The sequence below is a fragment of the Algoriphagus machipongonensis genome, assembly GCF_000166275.1.
Taxonomy (GTDB): Bacteria; Bacteroidota; Bacteroidia; order Cytophagales; family Cyclobacteriaceae; genus Algoriphagus; species Algoriphagus machipongonensis.
On sequence record NZ_CM001023.1, the window covers coordinates 2,547,756 to 2,564,033 of the forward strand.

Genomic DNA, 16,278 nt, shown 5'->3' on the forward strand with positions numbered 1-16,278 from the left:
TTGAAAATAACCCACTCAAAACCAGTACATAAAAGAGGGATTCTTTACCTGGTGTTTTTCCTAATTGGCATGTTGGTTTCAATGGAAATTCATGCCCAAAAGTATGATTATATAGTCTTTGCAGATACAATACAGACAGATGGTTATATTAAAAACTATCCGATTGAAAATAATACTGCGATTTTTTTTAAAAAGATAAAACGTGAAGAGTATAAAAAATATACGATCGAGGAGGTTACTGAATTCTATGTCAATCATAGGTATTTTTTCAAAAAAGAAATTTCTTTAAGTGGGGAAATGAAAATTATTTTCCTACAATTAATTCCGCAGCCAAATCCAGCTATTAAGTTGTGGAAGTTTTCTGCCGAAAAAGATTATTATTTTTTGGAGGATAGCATGGGTCTAAATCAGCTAAATGAAGAAAGCTATCAGGAAGTTTTAAGTGAGTTAATTGATAATCCGATTATAGATCCGTTGATTGATATCACTCAACTTGAAGAATATAGCCTCTATTATTTATTTCAAACGGCGACGACGATTATTAAGCCGAGAAGCTATAGCAAGGTTTTTACTATAAGCCCAAATGTGGGGTATAATTTAGTTAAGCAAGAATTTTCACTTCCTAACATTGGACTGGTCAATAGAATTAATGCCGAAACTCCAACCTTCGGGATTAATTTGGAAGTATTTGTAAACCCCATGAGGAATATTTCTGTAAACCTTAATCCAAATTGGTCGAAAGTAAATACAAATCAATTCCAATTCAACTCAGAAGGCAAACTCAATTTTGAAATAGATTATTATTTAGATTACTCTGTTTTTACTTTACCGGTGTCAGGGAAATATTATATAGACATCAAACCCAATGCTTGGAGAGGATTTTTTGAATTGGGTTACTCAGTAGGAATTTTTAACTACGAAAAACTGGTGTTCTATAGAGCAGAGGTTGATGGAAAATCAATCACAACAATAGCTGGGGATTTCGAATTAGAACCTATTTACCAAGGACTAGTATGGGGGATTGGGCTTGAAAAGTATTTTAAGCATTCTAGAGCCATATCAATAGGATTGAAAAATTATCATTTGAGTGCTTCTGTAAATGAGAAGTATCTAAGAACTGGTGGGTATTTAAGTTTTAAATTTTAAATAATATGCTACATCGCAGCTTAATATTAATAGCCTTTTTGGCTTTTTTCTCTGCTTGTCAGCAAGACGAGGCTATCACTCCTAGAGAATACCCATTTATTGAAAGTAAGGAGATAAAAAATATAGATGAAACAGGTGCTATCGTAGATTTTGAGATTCTTAAAGGAGGCAAGTCATCTATAGATAGTTATGGCGTGGAATATTTGGAGTCCAGTGCCTTTGGAAACGTGTATATTCCAACAGAGTATCTAAGTTTCGAAATTGAAGGGGCTCCAGTTGAAAACTTTATTTCCTTTAAAATCAAATATGATTTGCTTAAAGGAATAGAATATTACGTCAAACCATTTGTTAAGTCTAATGGGATGACTATTTATGGAGCTCCTTTACTTTTCGAAAGTAAAGGAGTAAAAAGTCCGGAAATCTCAGAAGTTTCCGTGAAAGAAATATCTGGCCCTACAACTTTTACTATCAAAGGAGATTATTTTAGTGCTGTTAAAGAGCGAAATTTTGTCCACATCCCTTACATAGATGAATATTTTTCTGTTAAGGTTATAGAAGCTACCCCCGAACTTTTGACAGTGGAACTTTCTAGCTATTCCAGTCTGATTCCCGTTAGTGATGCGGCCTACGATCTTGTCGTGACTGTTTTTGATAAGTCTACTACATTGTCAAGCCACTTTACGCTTGGCTATCCAAAAATCCAATCGATAAATAAACTTTCTGCCCATGTTGGGGAGGAGATTATCGTGACATTGGATAAAGAATATCAACATAACCTTCAACTAAGATTAAATAATCTATATAATGAATTTACATCTACCATACCATTTGTTAAAATTACTCCTACCACTTATAAGGCAACTGTACCTGATTATTTATCTGGAAAATATGAGCTTAAACTTATTGGAATAGGGTTCGTTGAAAACTTTCCTGAAAAATTCGAGATAAATAATAGCTGGGATTTAATTACTGATTTCATCCAAATTAATAATTGGAAGGATTACAGAACGGTTTCAGCAGGTAATAGATTGGTTTTTTGGAAGAATGATTTATCCAAAAATTATTTCTTGGACCCTTTAACTCAAGGTGTGACAGAACTGCCTCCTTTTCCTGGAGCTAAAGAAGAAAGAAATGGAGTTTTAGTCTATGGAAATTCTAAATCAGAGCTTTTCGTTGGTCTAGGCTATAAGCAATTACCCAGTGGATTAGAACCTTTTCTTGATTTATGGAAGCTGGACCTTAATACTATGCAATGGTTAAGAATGGAAGATATTCCTCTCTCGCATGGATTTTTATATCGATTTTTTGAATATCAAGATAAAATAATGGCTGTTTCTGGAATCGAAAAAAAATACCTAATACTGGATCCAAATCTAGGTACCTGGCAAAAAACAGAATTTGATGTTCCAGAATTCATGAAGAGCTACACTCGCATGTGGGTTCATCAAGGATATATTTATTATTTACAAGAGTATTCCTCATACTTGGTAATAAAGAGGTTCAAACCAGGACAGTCTCATGAGATTTTTGGAGAATTCCCATCAATTAACGCTTATGGCATAAATGGAATGAAAATTATTGGGAATACATTTTATCTCACTTATTCTAGTAAAAATTTTAGTATCAATATGGTCACCAAAGAAGTTAAATGGTATCAAAGTATTTATTATTATGAAGATGCTTTAACTGCATCAGGATTTTGGGGAGAAATAGAGGGAAAACCTTATACCTTACCAATCTCATTTGAAAATGATTATCATCAATTTAGAATTTATCAACTGAATACAGAGGATTAAAGATATCCTCTGTATTTAGCTTTTTTTCTTTCAGAAACTCCATCCTAAACCGAAATACAAGGATTCGGGAACTCCTATTCCTGCTCGAAGCATAAAATGTTTACCAGGGTTTTGCATTCTATAACCTGTTGAAGCTGCAATAATGGGAGTATCCGAATACTCCTCATTAAAGCCAATATTTGGCCCTGCACTGAATTCAAAATGACTTCCTTTTTTTCCTGTAAAGAATCCATATTGTAAGTAAGTATAGTTTCCTTTTCCGCCCCAAGATCCATAGGCTCCAATTCCAAACCTCAGATAAGTGGCAGTGACCCATTTTCCTGTGGGTTGAGTGAGTAACCTTTCGTAATTAGAGGTAGCAGCTCCATATAGCCCAGCAAATCCTAAGCTACCCTGTAAGGAGTTTTTGAAGAATGGGACTGGAGTGTCAGATCCTTGCCCATAACTTCTATTGGTAGTAGATATAAATATGAAAAATAGTAAAGGGATAATGAAAAATGCTCTCATAAAATGGGGTGAATGATTTAATTAGTTCGTTTTAAGCATGTTAAAGCTCGGTAAGTACACTATTTATTGCATCAATTGAGTTCATTTCACTAATTATTTTTGAGTTAAAAGTAAATGGAAATCTAGAAGAATAACCTTATTCAAATGTTCTGTAATTGACCATTCATCAAATTCAGAACAGAATATTATTCTTTCGGCTTTTGTAATTGTTGCATTGAAAAGGATTACATTATTTTAGATGATTAGATTTCAGTTTTTTAAACCTTAATCACAGCATTTGCCACCTTGACTTGAATTCAATGAGAAAAATTTACCCTATCACCTTACTTTTTTCATGCTTTACTTTGTTTATAGCCTGCAAATCCAACGAACAAGGTTTTACAAAAAAAGATGTAGAAAAAAGTCAGAAGTTAATCGGACTTGAATTTGAAAAGCCTGCCATAGAAACCATGTATGGATATCTGGGGAGAAATAAGTCTGGGTATGACAGTTTGCGTGCATATTCTATTTCCAATGAAACCTTTCCTGCCATTACATTTGATCCCCATCCTGGTGGGTTTCAATTTCCAGAAAAAGGAAAGGATCCAGAATTTTCTATTCCATCAGGTATTGAGGTTCCTGAGGACTTTGAAGAAATTGCTTTCTATACCATCCCACAACTTGCTTCTTTAATCAAAAACAAAAAGGTTACCTCAGCTGAATTGACTCGCTTGTTTATTGATAGAATTAAGAGATTTGATGGTGAGTTAGAATCGGTCATTACTTTGACTGAGGATTTAGCAATGTTTCAAGCCAATAAGGCAGATGAGGAAATAGCTGCAGGAAATTATAAAGGGATTCTCCACGGAATCCCTTATGGTGTAAAAGATTTAATGGCGGTTGAGGGTTATCCCACAACCTGGGGAGCTGAACCTTATAAATCCCAAATGATTGATCATACGGCTACAGTAGTAAATAAGCTAGAGGAACAGGGAGCAGTTTTGATTGCTAAACTGGTGTCAGGTTCTTTGGCAAGAGGGGATGTATGGTTTGGAGGGAAAACCAAAAACCCATGGGATGTGACGCAAGGAGCTAGTGGTTCCTCTGCAGGATCAGGTTCAGCAACTTCCGCTGGCTTAGTTCCCTTTGCTCTCGGAACAGAGACTTTGGGTTCTATAACTTCTCCAGCTACAAGAAATGGGGTGACTGGATTAAGACCTACCTATGGAAGAGTTAGTCGCTATGGAGTCATGAGTTTGAGCTGGTCCATGGATAAAATAGGTCCTCTGGCAAGGAATGCTGAGGATTGTGAAATCGTTTTTCAAGCTATTTATGGGAAAGACGATAAAGACCCCAGCACCAATGAAATTCCTTTCAATCAGTTTAGCAATAGCCCAAAAGAGTTAAAAGTTGCCTACCTCAAGAAGGATTTGGACAAGGATACAACCATTACTGGAGATAACTTAAGAGCCTCTTTATCAGTTTTTAAGGAAATGGGAGTGGAGCCAGATTCCATTGAGCTGCCGGAAGATTTTCCATATGCAGCTTTTGATATCATTTTGCGCTCAGAGGCCGGTGCATTCTTTGATGAATTGGTGCGCTCTGGTGAAGTGGATTTGATGGTAGAGCAACATGGAGGATCTAGGGCAAACTCACTTCGTCAAGCTCGATTTATTCCTGCGGTGGAATATTTGCAGGCAAATAGAGTAAGAAGAGAGCTGATTGAGAAACTATATGAACTTTTTAAAGAATATGATGTGATCATTGCCCCAAGTTATAGAAGTAGACAACTATTAATTACCAATCTAACAGGACATCCGGTCGTTTCTGTTCCCAATGGATTTGATAAAAAGGGGAGGCCAACCAGCTTTACATTGATTGGAAATTTATACGATGAGGGAAGTATTTTGGCTTTGGCAAAAGCATTTCAAAAAGCCACTGACTTTGATGAAAAACATCCTCCCAAGTTTATGGAATAATTATGATTAATCCTCTGAATCTAATTGATACCACTCTACATCTTTCAGAGGAGCGCGACGTCCCACAAAAGCTTCTGGAGCATAATGTTCAGCAAGATAATCCAGAATTAAATCTTCACCCTCACCAAGCGGCCAAAGACCTTGGGTTTCTTGCATCCATTCAATTTTCGCTTTCCAACCTTCTCTAGTAAAACGGTTTTGTATAACTAAGGCGCTGGAATGACAATTGGTACAGTTCCCTTTTACAAGTTCAAATCCTTCTCCAAGAACCAATTGTGTTTCAGGGTCCAATTCTTTTCCCTCCATTTCTGAATTGACTTTAAGGGAGTCAGCTAGAGGAATCGTTTTCTCTCGAATATTGGTTTGCTTTCTTGATTCTGGACTAGATTGAATCCAAAAAATCAGTAAAATCCCAAAACTCAAAACCAATATCAAAGCAATAATAGCCAATACCCTTTTCTTGAAAATGGTATAAGATGAGATCTCTTGATTTTCTTTATTGGGTTTATTTATATCGTTTTGCATGTTGGATTAGCTTACTTTCACGGCGATTCTATGACAGGCATTATTCAGGTAACCTTTTGGATTCCAACCCGGAATAACCATGGGTTGAGCATTTCCTTCACTATCGGTTGCCTTGGCCCATACTTCATAATACCCTTCCTGAGGGAAACTTAATTCCACATTCCATTCCTGCCAAGCCAATCGATTTTTTGGCTTCTTTAAATTGCATTTTATCCAAGTAGCGCCAAAGTCAATGGATACTTCCATAGAAGTTACCTCTAGCTCACCTGCCCAGGCCTTTCCTCTCACTGCTAGCCTGTTTGACTTTTCAAACATCGCTCCTGATTTAGGATAAGTTATCAAGGATTTTACAGGCATGGATTCAATGATTTTCATATCCTCGTCAGGAACTTTTGTCCCAGGAGCAACAGGATATTTTGGTACTCTATAGGCGTCACCCAACATTTTTGGACCATCATGAACCTGATTCCTTACCACAAGCGTATGGATCCATTTTCCAGAAACAGATGCTGGCCAACCTCCGGCTACTAAACGTAAAGGATAGCCATGTGCCAAAGGTATATCTTCCCCATTAAGAGCCCAAGCCAATAAAGTTTCATTCTGCATGGCTTTGGAAATTGGAGCTCCTCTTGAAATGACCACTTCGTCAGGCTTTCCATTGAGATGTTTATCTGCTCCATAATACCCTATGTAAACGGCATCTGATTTAATTCCCACCGAATCCAGTACATCTCTAAGTCGAACTCCCGTCCATTCTGAACAGGCAACTGCACCTTCTTCCCATTGGTTTCCAGAAGCAGGAGGATAATATCCCGCTCTTCCGTTTCCACCACATTCCAAGACTAATTGATACGTATAGGCTTTAAAATTCTCTTTTAATTCTTTCAGAGTAAATGTCTTTTCTTCAACTACTGATTCCCCAGAAATAGTAAGCGTCCAGGTTTCAGCATTTACATTTTCTGGAATGATTCCATTATTTCGGATAAAAATATTTTTGACAGGTGTGATCGCATCATCCAATAAATGCGGTCGGGCTTCCACATTCCAAGGGCGTTCATTTCTGACAATCATTTCTGGGTTTTTTCCATCCATGGGACTGTTTTGTAGGCTTAAGGCTTTTGGAACATACCCTTTTGGCATAGTCGCAGCATGCACAATATCTGCTCCCAAAACTGCTGAAAGTGTACCCAGAAGGCTTTTTCGAATAAATGACCTTCTATCATGACTCGTCGAATTCGAAACAATAGTCTTTAAATCTTTTTTAGACATAAGAATTAATAAAAGTGATTATTTAAAGATATGGAAGTAATTAAAAGTACGAAGTGAAGTATAAAGTCGAAAATCAAAAATGTGTAAGCGGTTTTTTAAAGTTTACTTTAAGATTGAAAATATGTCAAAATATATCTTTGACCGAACGTGAACAATTTTGTTCGGGCTTTTTCATATTAATCCTTAAATACTGCCTTTATAAGCAGGGAAGGACCTTTTCTATGGCACGAAAATGGAATTTAGCATGCCGAGACTTTTATGTTTTCACCCGAAAATCTACCATCTATCAACCTGAATAAATAACAATCAAATGATGTGGCGAAATAATATCAAAATTGCCTGGAGAACCCTGATGAAAGACCGAACATATTCAATCATCAATATTTTTGGATTAACCATTGGGTTGGCTTCATGCATGCTTGTGGGAACAGTCGTTTTAGATGAGGTTTCTTATGATAAGTTCTGGAAAAATAAAAATCAGCTTTTCCGGATATTGACTGTGGAAACAAGCGCTGGAATGGAAGGGAAGACTGAGTCAGCTTACATGAATTTAGGGGCTGGATTAAAAGAAAATTTCCCTGAAGTTGAAGCGGCTGGTAAGATCACTAAAGCCACCTACAATTTTCGCTTAGACGAAAGAAGTAGCGATGCAATCCAAATGAATTTAATCCAGGCAGATACCAATGTTTGGGACATGTTGGATTTTCCGATTTTGGAAGGTAAACCAGAAACTTATGTTGCCGGAGTAGGCAACTTGGTAATATCTCAAGGTTTTAGTAAAGCCAATTTCCCTAATGAGTCTCCTATTGGAAAAGTGATTCATTTAGTGTCTCCATATCTTTCTGAGTCTAGGCCTTTTTTAATTACAGGGGTTATTGAAGATATACCTTCCAATACCTATTTACGAGCGGATGGCATTCAGATATCAGCGCCATCTACTACAGAATTGAATAGTGAAGGCTGGGGTTATTATGAAGAGCAAATGATCTTATTGAAAGCCCAAACTGACTTGCCGGCTTTCAAAGAAAAAGTGAATACATGGTATAGTAATTATACTACAGATGCTTCTGAAGAAGCGAAAAAACGTCTTCCAACTTTTGATTTTCAGCCTATTGAGGATATTTACCTAAAATCTGAATTTGCTAGTCAGGCTGTAAAAGGTAGCCAAAGTAATGTTTACTTATTTTCAGGAATAGCCTTTCTTTTATTGCTTATTGCCTGCATTAACTTTATCAATTTAAGTGCTGCACGCTCCATTAATAGGATCAGGGAAGTAGGTGTAAGAAAAGTTTTAGGAGCAGGGAAGAAACAATTGATTTCACAATTCTTAAATGAAAGTCTTTTGTTTTTCCTGATAGCTGGGCTGCTTGCCAGTTCGGTGTATGCATTGAGCCTAGTTCATTTGGAGAGGTTTCTAGGGCATGATCTAGAAGTAAACTTGTTTGAAAATGGGAGGCTACTCATAATTTTTGTTGCTATAGTGATTTCGCTGAGTGTTTTGGCGGGTCTTTATCCAGCATGGATGGTTTCAGGTTTTGCTGTGAGTAATTCACTGAAGAACAGAATTGGTATCGGAATGAATACATCTGTGCCGGTGATTAGAAAGGGCTTGGTAGCAATACAATTTGTTTTTGCAATCCTTGTTTTGATTGGTACAGTCACTGTTTGGACGCAGATGAATTATATGGAAAAGAAAGATTTGGGCTTTGATGCATCTCATGTGTTAAGTTTACCCTCTTTTGCTACGGATGGTAAAGCTGATGCATTAAAACAAAAGATTGCTCAAATCTCAGGAGTAGAACATGTAAGCTTAAGCAGGTGGGTTCCAACTAAGGGAGCGGCTTCCATGACAAAGCAAATAATAGCTCCAGATGATCCTGACCAATCTATCCAAGTTAACTATATCATTGGAGATCTTGATCTACCAAAGGTGCTTGGGTTTAATTTGATAGAAGGAAGAAGTTTTGGTGAACAAGAATTAAATTTTTCTGATTCTCAAGCGGAAGAAACGGCTGAAAAGGTTCCGTCCAACGTGTTAATGACGGCTAGCACAGCCGATCTATTAAATGTAAAGGAGTTGGGAGCACTTGAATCCAACCTAGAAGCAATACCTATAGGGATTATTGAAGATTTTCATAGTATTTCTTTGAGAGAACCCATAAAGCCTACCTTGATAATGACAGGCAATGAATTCAATTATGCTTCGGTATTAATTAAACTCCAGGAAGGTAAGGAGGGGCAAGTGCTTTCGGGAATTAATACAATTTGGTCTGAAATCTATTCAGAAAAGCCATTGAAATTTGAATGGGTAGATGAACTGGTCAACAAACAATATGAGAAGGAGCAAACACAGGCTCAACTCTTTACTTTTTTCAGTGTCTTAATGTTGATTTTAGCAGCATTGGGGGTTTTTGGATTGGTTGTACATGCGACCGAGCAAAGAGTGAAAGAAATAGGAGTCAGAAAAGTGTTAGGAGCTTCTGCCGGGAATATTGTTCAGTTGTTTTCTATGGATTATATGAAATTGGTTGGGATTGCTTTAATTATTGCATCTCCCATTGCTTGGCAGGGAATGAATACCTGGTTAGATGGATTTGCTTACAAAATTTCTTTGCAATGGTGGATGTTTGCCGGAGCAGGGATGGTTGCAGCTGTATTGGCTCTGATTACAGTTATTGTTCGTGTTCTTTGGACGACCAGAATCAACCCCGTCAATTCTTTAAGATCAGAATAAGATGAATTAAAACTATCCATTATCAGATAAGTTGAAAATCATCCTTATTAAATGAATTTATGCCTCTTTGGTTTTCAATATTCTATTTTGAATCAGCTGATGTTTAGCGTAAAATATTGATAGAGTAAGATTTGGATTCGGAGCTGCCTGATTCTAGCCTCCGAATTCCTTCTTTCTCTTTTAATTTTCCGGAATGCTCTGATGAATCAGCTATTCCCAACCAAGGTTCCAGGCATACAAAAGGGGCTCCAGGTTTTGCCCAAATTCCCAGATAATCAAAATCATCAAAAGTCAGTTCAAGGAGTGCGCCTTTTGTTTTGTGGCTCAAGGTTGCCGTTCTTGATTTCAGGTTTTTTAAAATCAGGGCATCCTGATCAAAAATGTGTTTATGTAGGGAGATTTTATTAGAATTATCCAGCATAGTTTCTCCAGGTCCTCCAATCAAGCCATCGCTAGTAATCAACCAAGTCTGATCATTTTCTATTTCAGGAAATGCAATGGAATAATCTTCTAGTTTCTCTTCTGGGTAAATGGGGCAGTTAAACGCAGGATGTCCGCCGAGAGAATAATACATTTCCCCTTTTCCGGTATTGAACACTTGATGCCTTACGTGCAAAGATTTTCCTTTGACTTGAAATGTGATCTCAAATATGAATTCAAATGGATACATCCTAAGGGTTTCTGAATTGGATTCAATGCGAAACAACAGTAGATCGGATTCCTGTTTAACCATTTTCCCAAGACTAGAATTTCTTACAAACCCATGCTTAGGTAGGGCATATTCCTCTCCTTTAAAATTGGTTTTTCCCTCTTTCAAAGCTCCGATGATGGGAAAAAGTACTGGTGCTTGTCCTTTCCAAAATTGTGGGTCTCCTTGCCATAAATATTCTTGCCCTGTTTCTTTGGATCGTATGGAATTGATTTCCAGTCCAATCAGGTTTATTTTGACAGATAACTCCTCAGATTCAATTGTAAAAAACATAATAAGTCATTGAAAGAAAGCTGAAAGATAGAGATCACAACAGCTATTTATCAAGGGAAAGACTTGAAAAATCTATTGATAAGGAATTATCTAATCAGGATTTAAGATCATTAATGGGTTTTCATCTTTAAAAATTCGAATGGTTCCTACATTAGCCATTTCACTCTGAGGATCATTTCCTTTTGATAAAAGAACCATGCATTTGGTCACATCTTTTAAGGCCATTTCTCTATTTTGAACTTTTAAATCAAAAGTACCTGAGATAATCCATAGGGCTTGATAAGAAATATTGCCATACCTACCATCATCAACTTTGTAAAAAACAGAGAACTTTAACCCCTCTCCAGTGGCAATACCCACTCCTCTTCCTTGATCATATCCATTTGAAAAAGGGTATATATCCTTATCAGTTTCTGAATTGTAGGAAACATATGAAACATAATCTTCTTCGAGTTTTAAAATCATCAATGAGTCAAAATACCCACCAAAAGTAGAGTCCGCATAGGAAGGGTACAATTCATCATAAATGCAATCGTTTTTAATCCTAAATTCTAATGGAGCTTTAAATAGAGGTAGACCATCTTGTGAAGAAATTGTTTTATTTATTTCAGGCGGCCTGATTCCTGTGTTTATCTCCATTCCTCTTGAAATGATTTTATCTAAAAAAGGCTCTAAGCTTCCTGTTATTTCTAATACGGAAGGAGTGAAAAGGTCTTGAACTGAACTAGGTAAGTCATAATCTCCAAGATCATTAGTAGGATCTTCCTCAATTATTGATGGCTCATCATCCAAAACGCATCCAAAAAAGGAAAAGCTTCCAATCAGAAAAAATAGGATAAGCCTAATGAAATTTGATTTAGTTTTCATGATTTTAGATTTAAAAATATTGTGTTAATTCATACTAGAGTTGTCTTTGAAGTGGATTGATTTTAGAACATTAGCTTTTTCGTCGATTTACCATACTTACTCAATAAGATCTCTATTAATAAAGAGATAAGTGCCACAAAGAAGATGACTATCAAGCAATAGCTGGTTAATAGTTTTAGCCAATTGGCATCAATGGATTCCTGTGTCCAAACTTTATCTTTTTCTGCAGGGGAACCGAACCCCTCGCGAATCAGGTCTTCATCAGAATGGATTAATGGATTCTCTTTTAGAAACCTTTGTGCTATAGGCGTGTATTGGCTCCCTTTGATATAATAACTTATATCATTATTGAAGTTTTCAAAAGCGAAAGTTCCAGAAATAAAAAACTTGGTATGCCAGTAAAGAGAGATAATCAAAGCCGCAAAAAGAATCCCGGAAATGGCTTTTAAAGAATACTTTACATGAGTATTCCATTTTCCTTTAAGCATAAATGAAACCATCAAATTCACCACTAACCCAATGATACTGGCCAGAGCAGCGTAATAAAAAACCATTTCATCAATGGCTAAAAGCTTGGATAATGCTCCTCCGAAAAGGCCGAATAATACCGCTATAAAAGCTGCTCGATATTTCAGCAATACGATCATGGCTTGATAAACAATGGTACTTTGATCATCTTGTTTTCATTGAGCTCATGCGGGTCTTCATAGACCGACTTAAAATCAATTTTAGGATTATTGATCGAAACCACATTTCCGTTAATATCCTTTACCTCAATATACATGACTGCTGGGGGTAAGGATGCAATGGCGTAAGTGGCAGGATTTAAGATAGGTTTGTAATAATCACTGAAATCTTTGAGGGCTGGAACCACATAGCTGATGAAATATTTATTTTCTATCTCTGGTCCTTTCGTAATAAGTTCGCCTTCTTCAGAATACTTATAAACTGCAAAGGCAAAATCTTTGGTGTCTGCGATAAATTTCCTTTTTGAAAAAGGATTTTCTAACTGATTATTATGAGGATTGGTGGATGCTATAAATCTTTTTTTATCCAGGGATTTAGGTTGGGAAAGAACTGAATTATCAAGATGCTGGTAACTCAGCAGGGCCGAATCACTTATCAATTCTGCTAGATTGTCAACAATGTTCTGTAAAAGAGAAAGCTGAGCTGTATTCACAGTTTTTTCCTCATTTATTTCAATAATGGTCTGGTTAAATACCGATAAAAGATCATTCATAAACTCCCCAAGCATCGCATAACTGCGGTCATTTGGATTACCTATAGCATTTAACTCTTGTTCCACCTGATTTATCAAAGCCTGAACTTTTTCCATATTGATTATGGATTCGTTGCTGTTATCAGCAAGTTCAAGTTGGGTGAAAGTCTCCTTAGAAGAATTGAATAGCTCAACTTCATTATTGAATTTCAAAGAAGTTTCTGAGGAAGCTAATGCAGGATTTTCTGGTGGGATATTTTCATCCAAAATAGGGAAGTTGGGTAAAGTTAATTTCTTCTTCGATCTGATTTCTGGCATATCTTTCAACTCCGGATTTAACTCATACATCAATTCCAAAGCATCCTGGTTGGGAAGTATATTATTTGCCAGTAAGTAATTGGGTAAATGTTGTGAAACAGGGATTTTAACTCCTTTAGGTTTTACCAAGACATAAGTTGCAGCACCTAAGGCCAGACCACCGACAATAAAAACAATTGGGCTAATCCCATTGTCTTCTTCACTTTGGATAGGAGGTGGTGCAGAACCACCAGTAGGAGGGCGCTGGGCTGCTACTTGAAAACTATAAAATATATAGCTCCAAATAAGCATAAAAACTATCAACGATCTTTGATTAGTAAGAATCATAGGACAAGCGTAATTAGAAAAATAAAAAACCAAGAAATAGTAGGCTAGGGACTATTTCAAAATCACTTAAAAACCCTTGAATGTTATCTATATTAGCTATTAATTAGCTTATATACAAGTAATTAGGATTGTATTTTTGTGTGTTGAATGATTCAACTGGATAGTTGATAATTTAATTTTTTCTTCATTTTGAGCAGTATTTCACATTCTGAAATAAAGTTAAATTTTGTGGAATTAATGGGGTGTTATTTCAAGGGCTTAAAGGAAATAGTTTAATCTTGGTATTTTGTCAATTCAAACCCAAAACACCTCATGCGAACCTGTTTTTTATTCTTTTTTTGGTTCATATTCATTAGCACCAATTCTATTGCCCAAAAGAAGGAGTTTACTTTACGATCTAACGGGGAATACTTTTTAGAAAGGAATTATGAGTATGTTCAAATAGATAATGGACAGGAAGAAGGTATTCAACTGGGAGTCATTTATGATCAAAATGGACAAACTAGAACTGCTGTATTAAAAGGTGGCACCAATGGAGTCTTAAGTCTATTTCAGGAAAAGGTAAAAAATGGAAATACACCTCAGCAAAAGATAAAGATTGAAATAAGCAGGGTGGTGCTCACAGAATCATATAACAGTGCGACAAAACTTTATGAAGGTGATATAGAGTTAAAAATGAAATTTTATCTACTGGGTAAGGCTGATCCCATTGCTCTAACCGATTATTTAGGAAGCTTGAGTTATAGAAGGTCAGCTAATAGAAGTAATCAAGTTCAATTTGTAGTGAATTCCATTTTTCATAAAGCCTTGGAATATTTTGATTCATGGCAGAAGATTCAGAGTGAAGGAAACCCTGTATTAGCTTCTAAAGTAAAACTCAAAATTCTAGATGAGATCAGAGAAAATAAAACTGATACAGTTTTTTATAATCCGGAAAACCCATTGGTTTGGAGTGATTTTAAAGATTCTCCTCCTAGCTTGAGTGACTTCAACGCCAGTATTTTCACAAGCTTTTCTATAGATGAGAGTTCAATTATGGTGGATGGTTACTTATATCATACAGTTGACATCAAAACTTATATGTTACCTAAACAATCCTGGGTTAAAACGCCAAGTGATTATGGGATTGCCCACGAACGATTACATTTTGACTTGGTGAAAATTCAGGTCAATAAATTCAAACAGAAGCTCTTGGAATTAGCTTTGGACCCCCAATTTTATACAGCAGAAATTTATGAAGCCTATTTGGATGCTTTGAGGGAGCTGGCTAAAAAACAGGAACTATATGACCAAGAAACAAAAAATGGTTTAAACCCAGAGCAACAAAAAAAGTGGTCAAACCTGATTGAACATGAACTCAAAACTTCAAATGAAAACTTTAAAGAAAAAATAAGCAAGTGAAGTAGTAAGCATAAAGCATTTTCCTTTGTTTCAGAAACTGTTTTTTCTTTAACCCTGTTGAATATTAGTAGCCATTTTTAACAAAAAACTTAAACATTCATGAAGTACAATTACATTGGAAAAACAGGCCTGATGGTTTCCGAACTATGTTTCGGCACCATGACTTTTGGAGGACAAAATGCTGGGATGTGGGAAAATATTGGGAAGCTCCAACAAAAGGAAGTAAATGAAATGCTCAAAGCCGTCATTGATGCAGGAATAAATTTCATTGATACTGCCAATGTCTATTCTTTTGGTCAATCAGAGCAGTTACTAGGACAAGGCCTAAAAGATTTATCCATTCCTAGAGATGAAGTGGTCATTGCTTCCAAAGTGTTGGCAAGGATGAATGATAAGCCTAATAGCACAGGACTTTCCAGATACCATATTTTTAACTCTGTAGAAGCCAGTCTGAAGAGGTTGCAACTGGAATACTTAGATATTCTATATGTTCATGGAGTCGATCCTGCAACCTCTCTGGAGGAAATAGTTCGCTCTTTAAATGATATTGTAGAATCAGGAAAAGTACGTTACATAGCCATTTGTAACTGGCCTGCTTGGATGGTTGCAAAAGCGCAGACCATCGCCGAGCTTAAAGGCTATCACAAATTCATCGGACTGCAATATTATTATTCCGCAGTAAGCAGGGATATTGAGCATGAATTGGTACCTATGGCTAAGGAACATGATTTATCTATTTTTCCTTGGAGTCCTTTGGCAGGCGGCTTTTTAACAGGAAAATTCACCCGTTCTGGAGCGGATGCAGATTCTAGAAGAGCAAATTTTGATTTTCCTCCTATTGATAAAGAAAAAGCTTATGATCTGGTAGATATCATGGGTGAAATTGCCCAATCATATGATGTAAGTATAGCTCAAATAGCACTGGCCTGGGTTAGGCAGCAACCTGGAGTAAGCAGCACAATTATAGGAGCCAAAACTTTAGATCAATTATCTGATAATATTGCTTCTACCGATTTGGTATTAACAGCTGATGACCTAACTAAAATAGATGAAATTAGTCCTCTCCCAAAGCAATATCCTGGCTGGATGGTAGAGAGACAATCAGCTTATAGGATTTAAAACAGAATTTTAGAAAATGTAAAGTGACCTTAATTGAGGTCACTTTTTTTATGGTGTAGATTCTAAGACTAAAGCGGTTATATGATTAAAAAAAAATATGATTTTTTATT

At 36.3% G+C, this 16,278-nt stretch carries 13 protein-coding genes; 6 read left to right on the forward strand and 7 right to left on the reverse strand.

Features of this window, described 5'->3' with window-relative positions; translation table 11 throughout:
• Both ALPR1_RS10755 and ALPR1_RS10760 read left to right on the forward strand, forming a co-directional pair.
• Positions 1 to 1,146, forward strand: a complete 1,146-nt coding sequence (locus tag ALPR1_RS10755) for a hypothetical protein (RefSeq protein WP_153231799.1) — start codon at positions 1 to 3, stop codon at positions 1,144 to 1,146.
• A gap of 5 nt (positions 1,147 to 1,151) precedes the next feature.
• Positions 1,152 to 2,942 (forward strand): Kelch repeat-containing protein, encoded by a 1,791-nt coding sequence (locus ALPR1_RS10760; RefSeq protein WP_008200631.1) that lies wholly within the window; start codon positions 1,152 to 1,154, stop codon positions 2,940 to 2,942.
• Between the two features lie 30 nt (positions 2,943 to 2,972).
• Here ALPR1_RS10760 and ALPR1_RS10765 read toward each other — a convergent pair whose 3' ends face one another.
• The gene (locus ALPR1_RS10765; RefSeq protein WP_008200633.1) at positions 2,973 to 3,449 is read right to left on the reverse strand and encodes a hypothetical protein; all 477 of its coding nucleotides are present in this window, start codon (positions 3,447 to 3,449) and stop codon (positions 2,973 to 2,975) included.
• Positions 3,450 to 3,748: 299 nt separating this feature from the next.
• On the opposite strand from ALPR1_RS10765, the gene ALPR1_RS10770 reads away from it, so the two are divergent.
• Positions 3,749 to 5,407 carry an amidase gene (locus ALPR1_RS10770; RefSeq protein ID WP_008200634.1) on the forward strand — a complete coding sequence of 553 codons (1,659 nt, stop codon included), beginning with the start codon at positions 3,749 to 3,751 and terminating at the stop codon, positions 5,405 to 5,407.
• Positions 5,408 to 5,413: 6 nt separating this feature from the next.
• On the opposite strand, the gene ALPR1_RS10775 is transcribed toward ALPR1_RS10770, so the two are convergent.
• Both ALPR1_RS10775 and ALPR1_RS10780 read right to left on the reverse strand, forming a co-directional pair.
• Positions 5,414 to 5,932: a hypothetical protein gene (locus tag ALPR1_RS10775; protein WP_008200637.1), complete on the reverse strand. Its 519-nt coding sequence runs from the start codon at positions 5,930 to 5,932 to the stop codon at positions 5,414 to 5,416.
• A gap of 6 nt (positions 5,933 to 5,938) precedes the next feature.
• Positions 5,939 to 7,201: a sulfite oxidase gene (locus ALPR1_RS10780; protein ID WP_008200638.1), complete on the reverse strand. Its 1,263-nt coding sequence runs from the start codon at positions 7,199 to 7,201 to the stop codon at positions 5,939 to 5,941.
• Between the two features lie 310 nt (positions 7,202 to 7,511).
• On the opposite strand from ALPR1_RS10780, the gene ALPR1_RS10785 reads away from it, so the two are divergent.
• Positions 7,512 to 9,935: an ABC transporter permease gene (locus ALPR1_RS10785; RefSeq protein ID WP_083796153.1), complete on the forward strand. Its 2,424-nt coding sequence runs from the start codon at positions 7,512 to 7,514 to the stop codon at positions 9,933 to 9,935.
• 103 nt (positions 9,936 to 10,038) lie between these two features.
• On the opposite strand, the gene ALPR1_RS10790 is transcribed toward ALPR1_RS10785, so the two are convergent.
• The 4 genes from ALPR1_RS10790 to ALPR1_RS10805 form a co-directional block, all read right to left on the reverse strand.
• Positions 10,039 to 10,917 (reverse strand): aldose 1-epimerase family protein, encoded by an 879-nt coding sequence (locus ALPR1_RS10790; RefSeq protein ID WP_008200642.1) that lies wholly within the window; start codon positions 10,915 to 10,917, stop codon positions 10,039 to 10,041.
• A gap of 90 nt (positions 10,918 to 11,007) precedes the next feature.
• Positions 11,008 to 11,784, reverse strand: a complete 777-nt coding sequence (locus ALPR1_RS10795; protein WP_008200643.1) for a hypothetical protein — start codon at positions 11,782 to 11,784, stop codon at positions 11,008 to 11,010.
• Between the two features lie 62 nt (positions 11,785 to 11,846).
• A complete protein-coding gene (locus ALPR1_RS10800) occupies positions 11,847 to 12,431 on the reverse strand; it encodes a hypothetical protein (protein WP_008200645.1) in 585 nt (194 codons plus the stop codon).
• A complete protein-coding gene (locus tag ALPR1_RS10805; RefSeq protein ID WP_040302762.1) occupies positions 12,428 to 13,648 on the reverse strand; it encodes a hypothetical protein in 1,221 nt (406 codons plus the stop codon). The genes ALPR1_RS10800 and ALPR1_RS10805 overlap by 4 nt, the downstream gene beginning before the upstream one ends.
• Positions 13,649 to 13,960: 312 nt before the next feature.
• Here ALPR1_RS10805 and ALPR1_RS10810 point away from each other — a divergent pair, with 312 nt between their 5' ends.
• Positions 13,961 to 15,049: a hypothetical protein gene (locus ALPR1_RS10810; protein WP_008200650.1), complete on the forward strand. Its 1,089-nt coding sequence runs from the start codon at positions 13,961 to 13,963 to the stop codon at positions 15,047 to 15,049.
• A gap of 99 nt (positions 15,050 to 15,148) precedes the next feature.
• The gene (locus tag ALPR1_RS10815; RefSeq protein WP_008200652.1) at positions 15,149 to 16,168 is read left to right on the forward strand and encodes an aldo/keto reductase; all 1,020 of its coding nucleotides are present in this window, start codon (positions 15,149 to 15,151) and stop codon (positions 16,166 to 16,168) included.
• Positions 16,169 to 16,278: the final 110 nt, after the last annotated feature.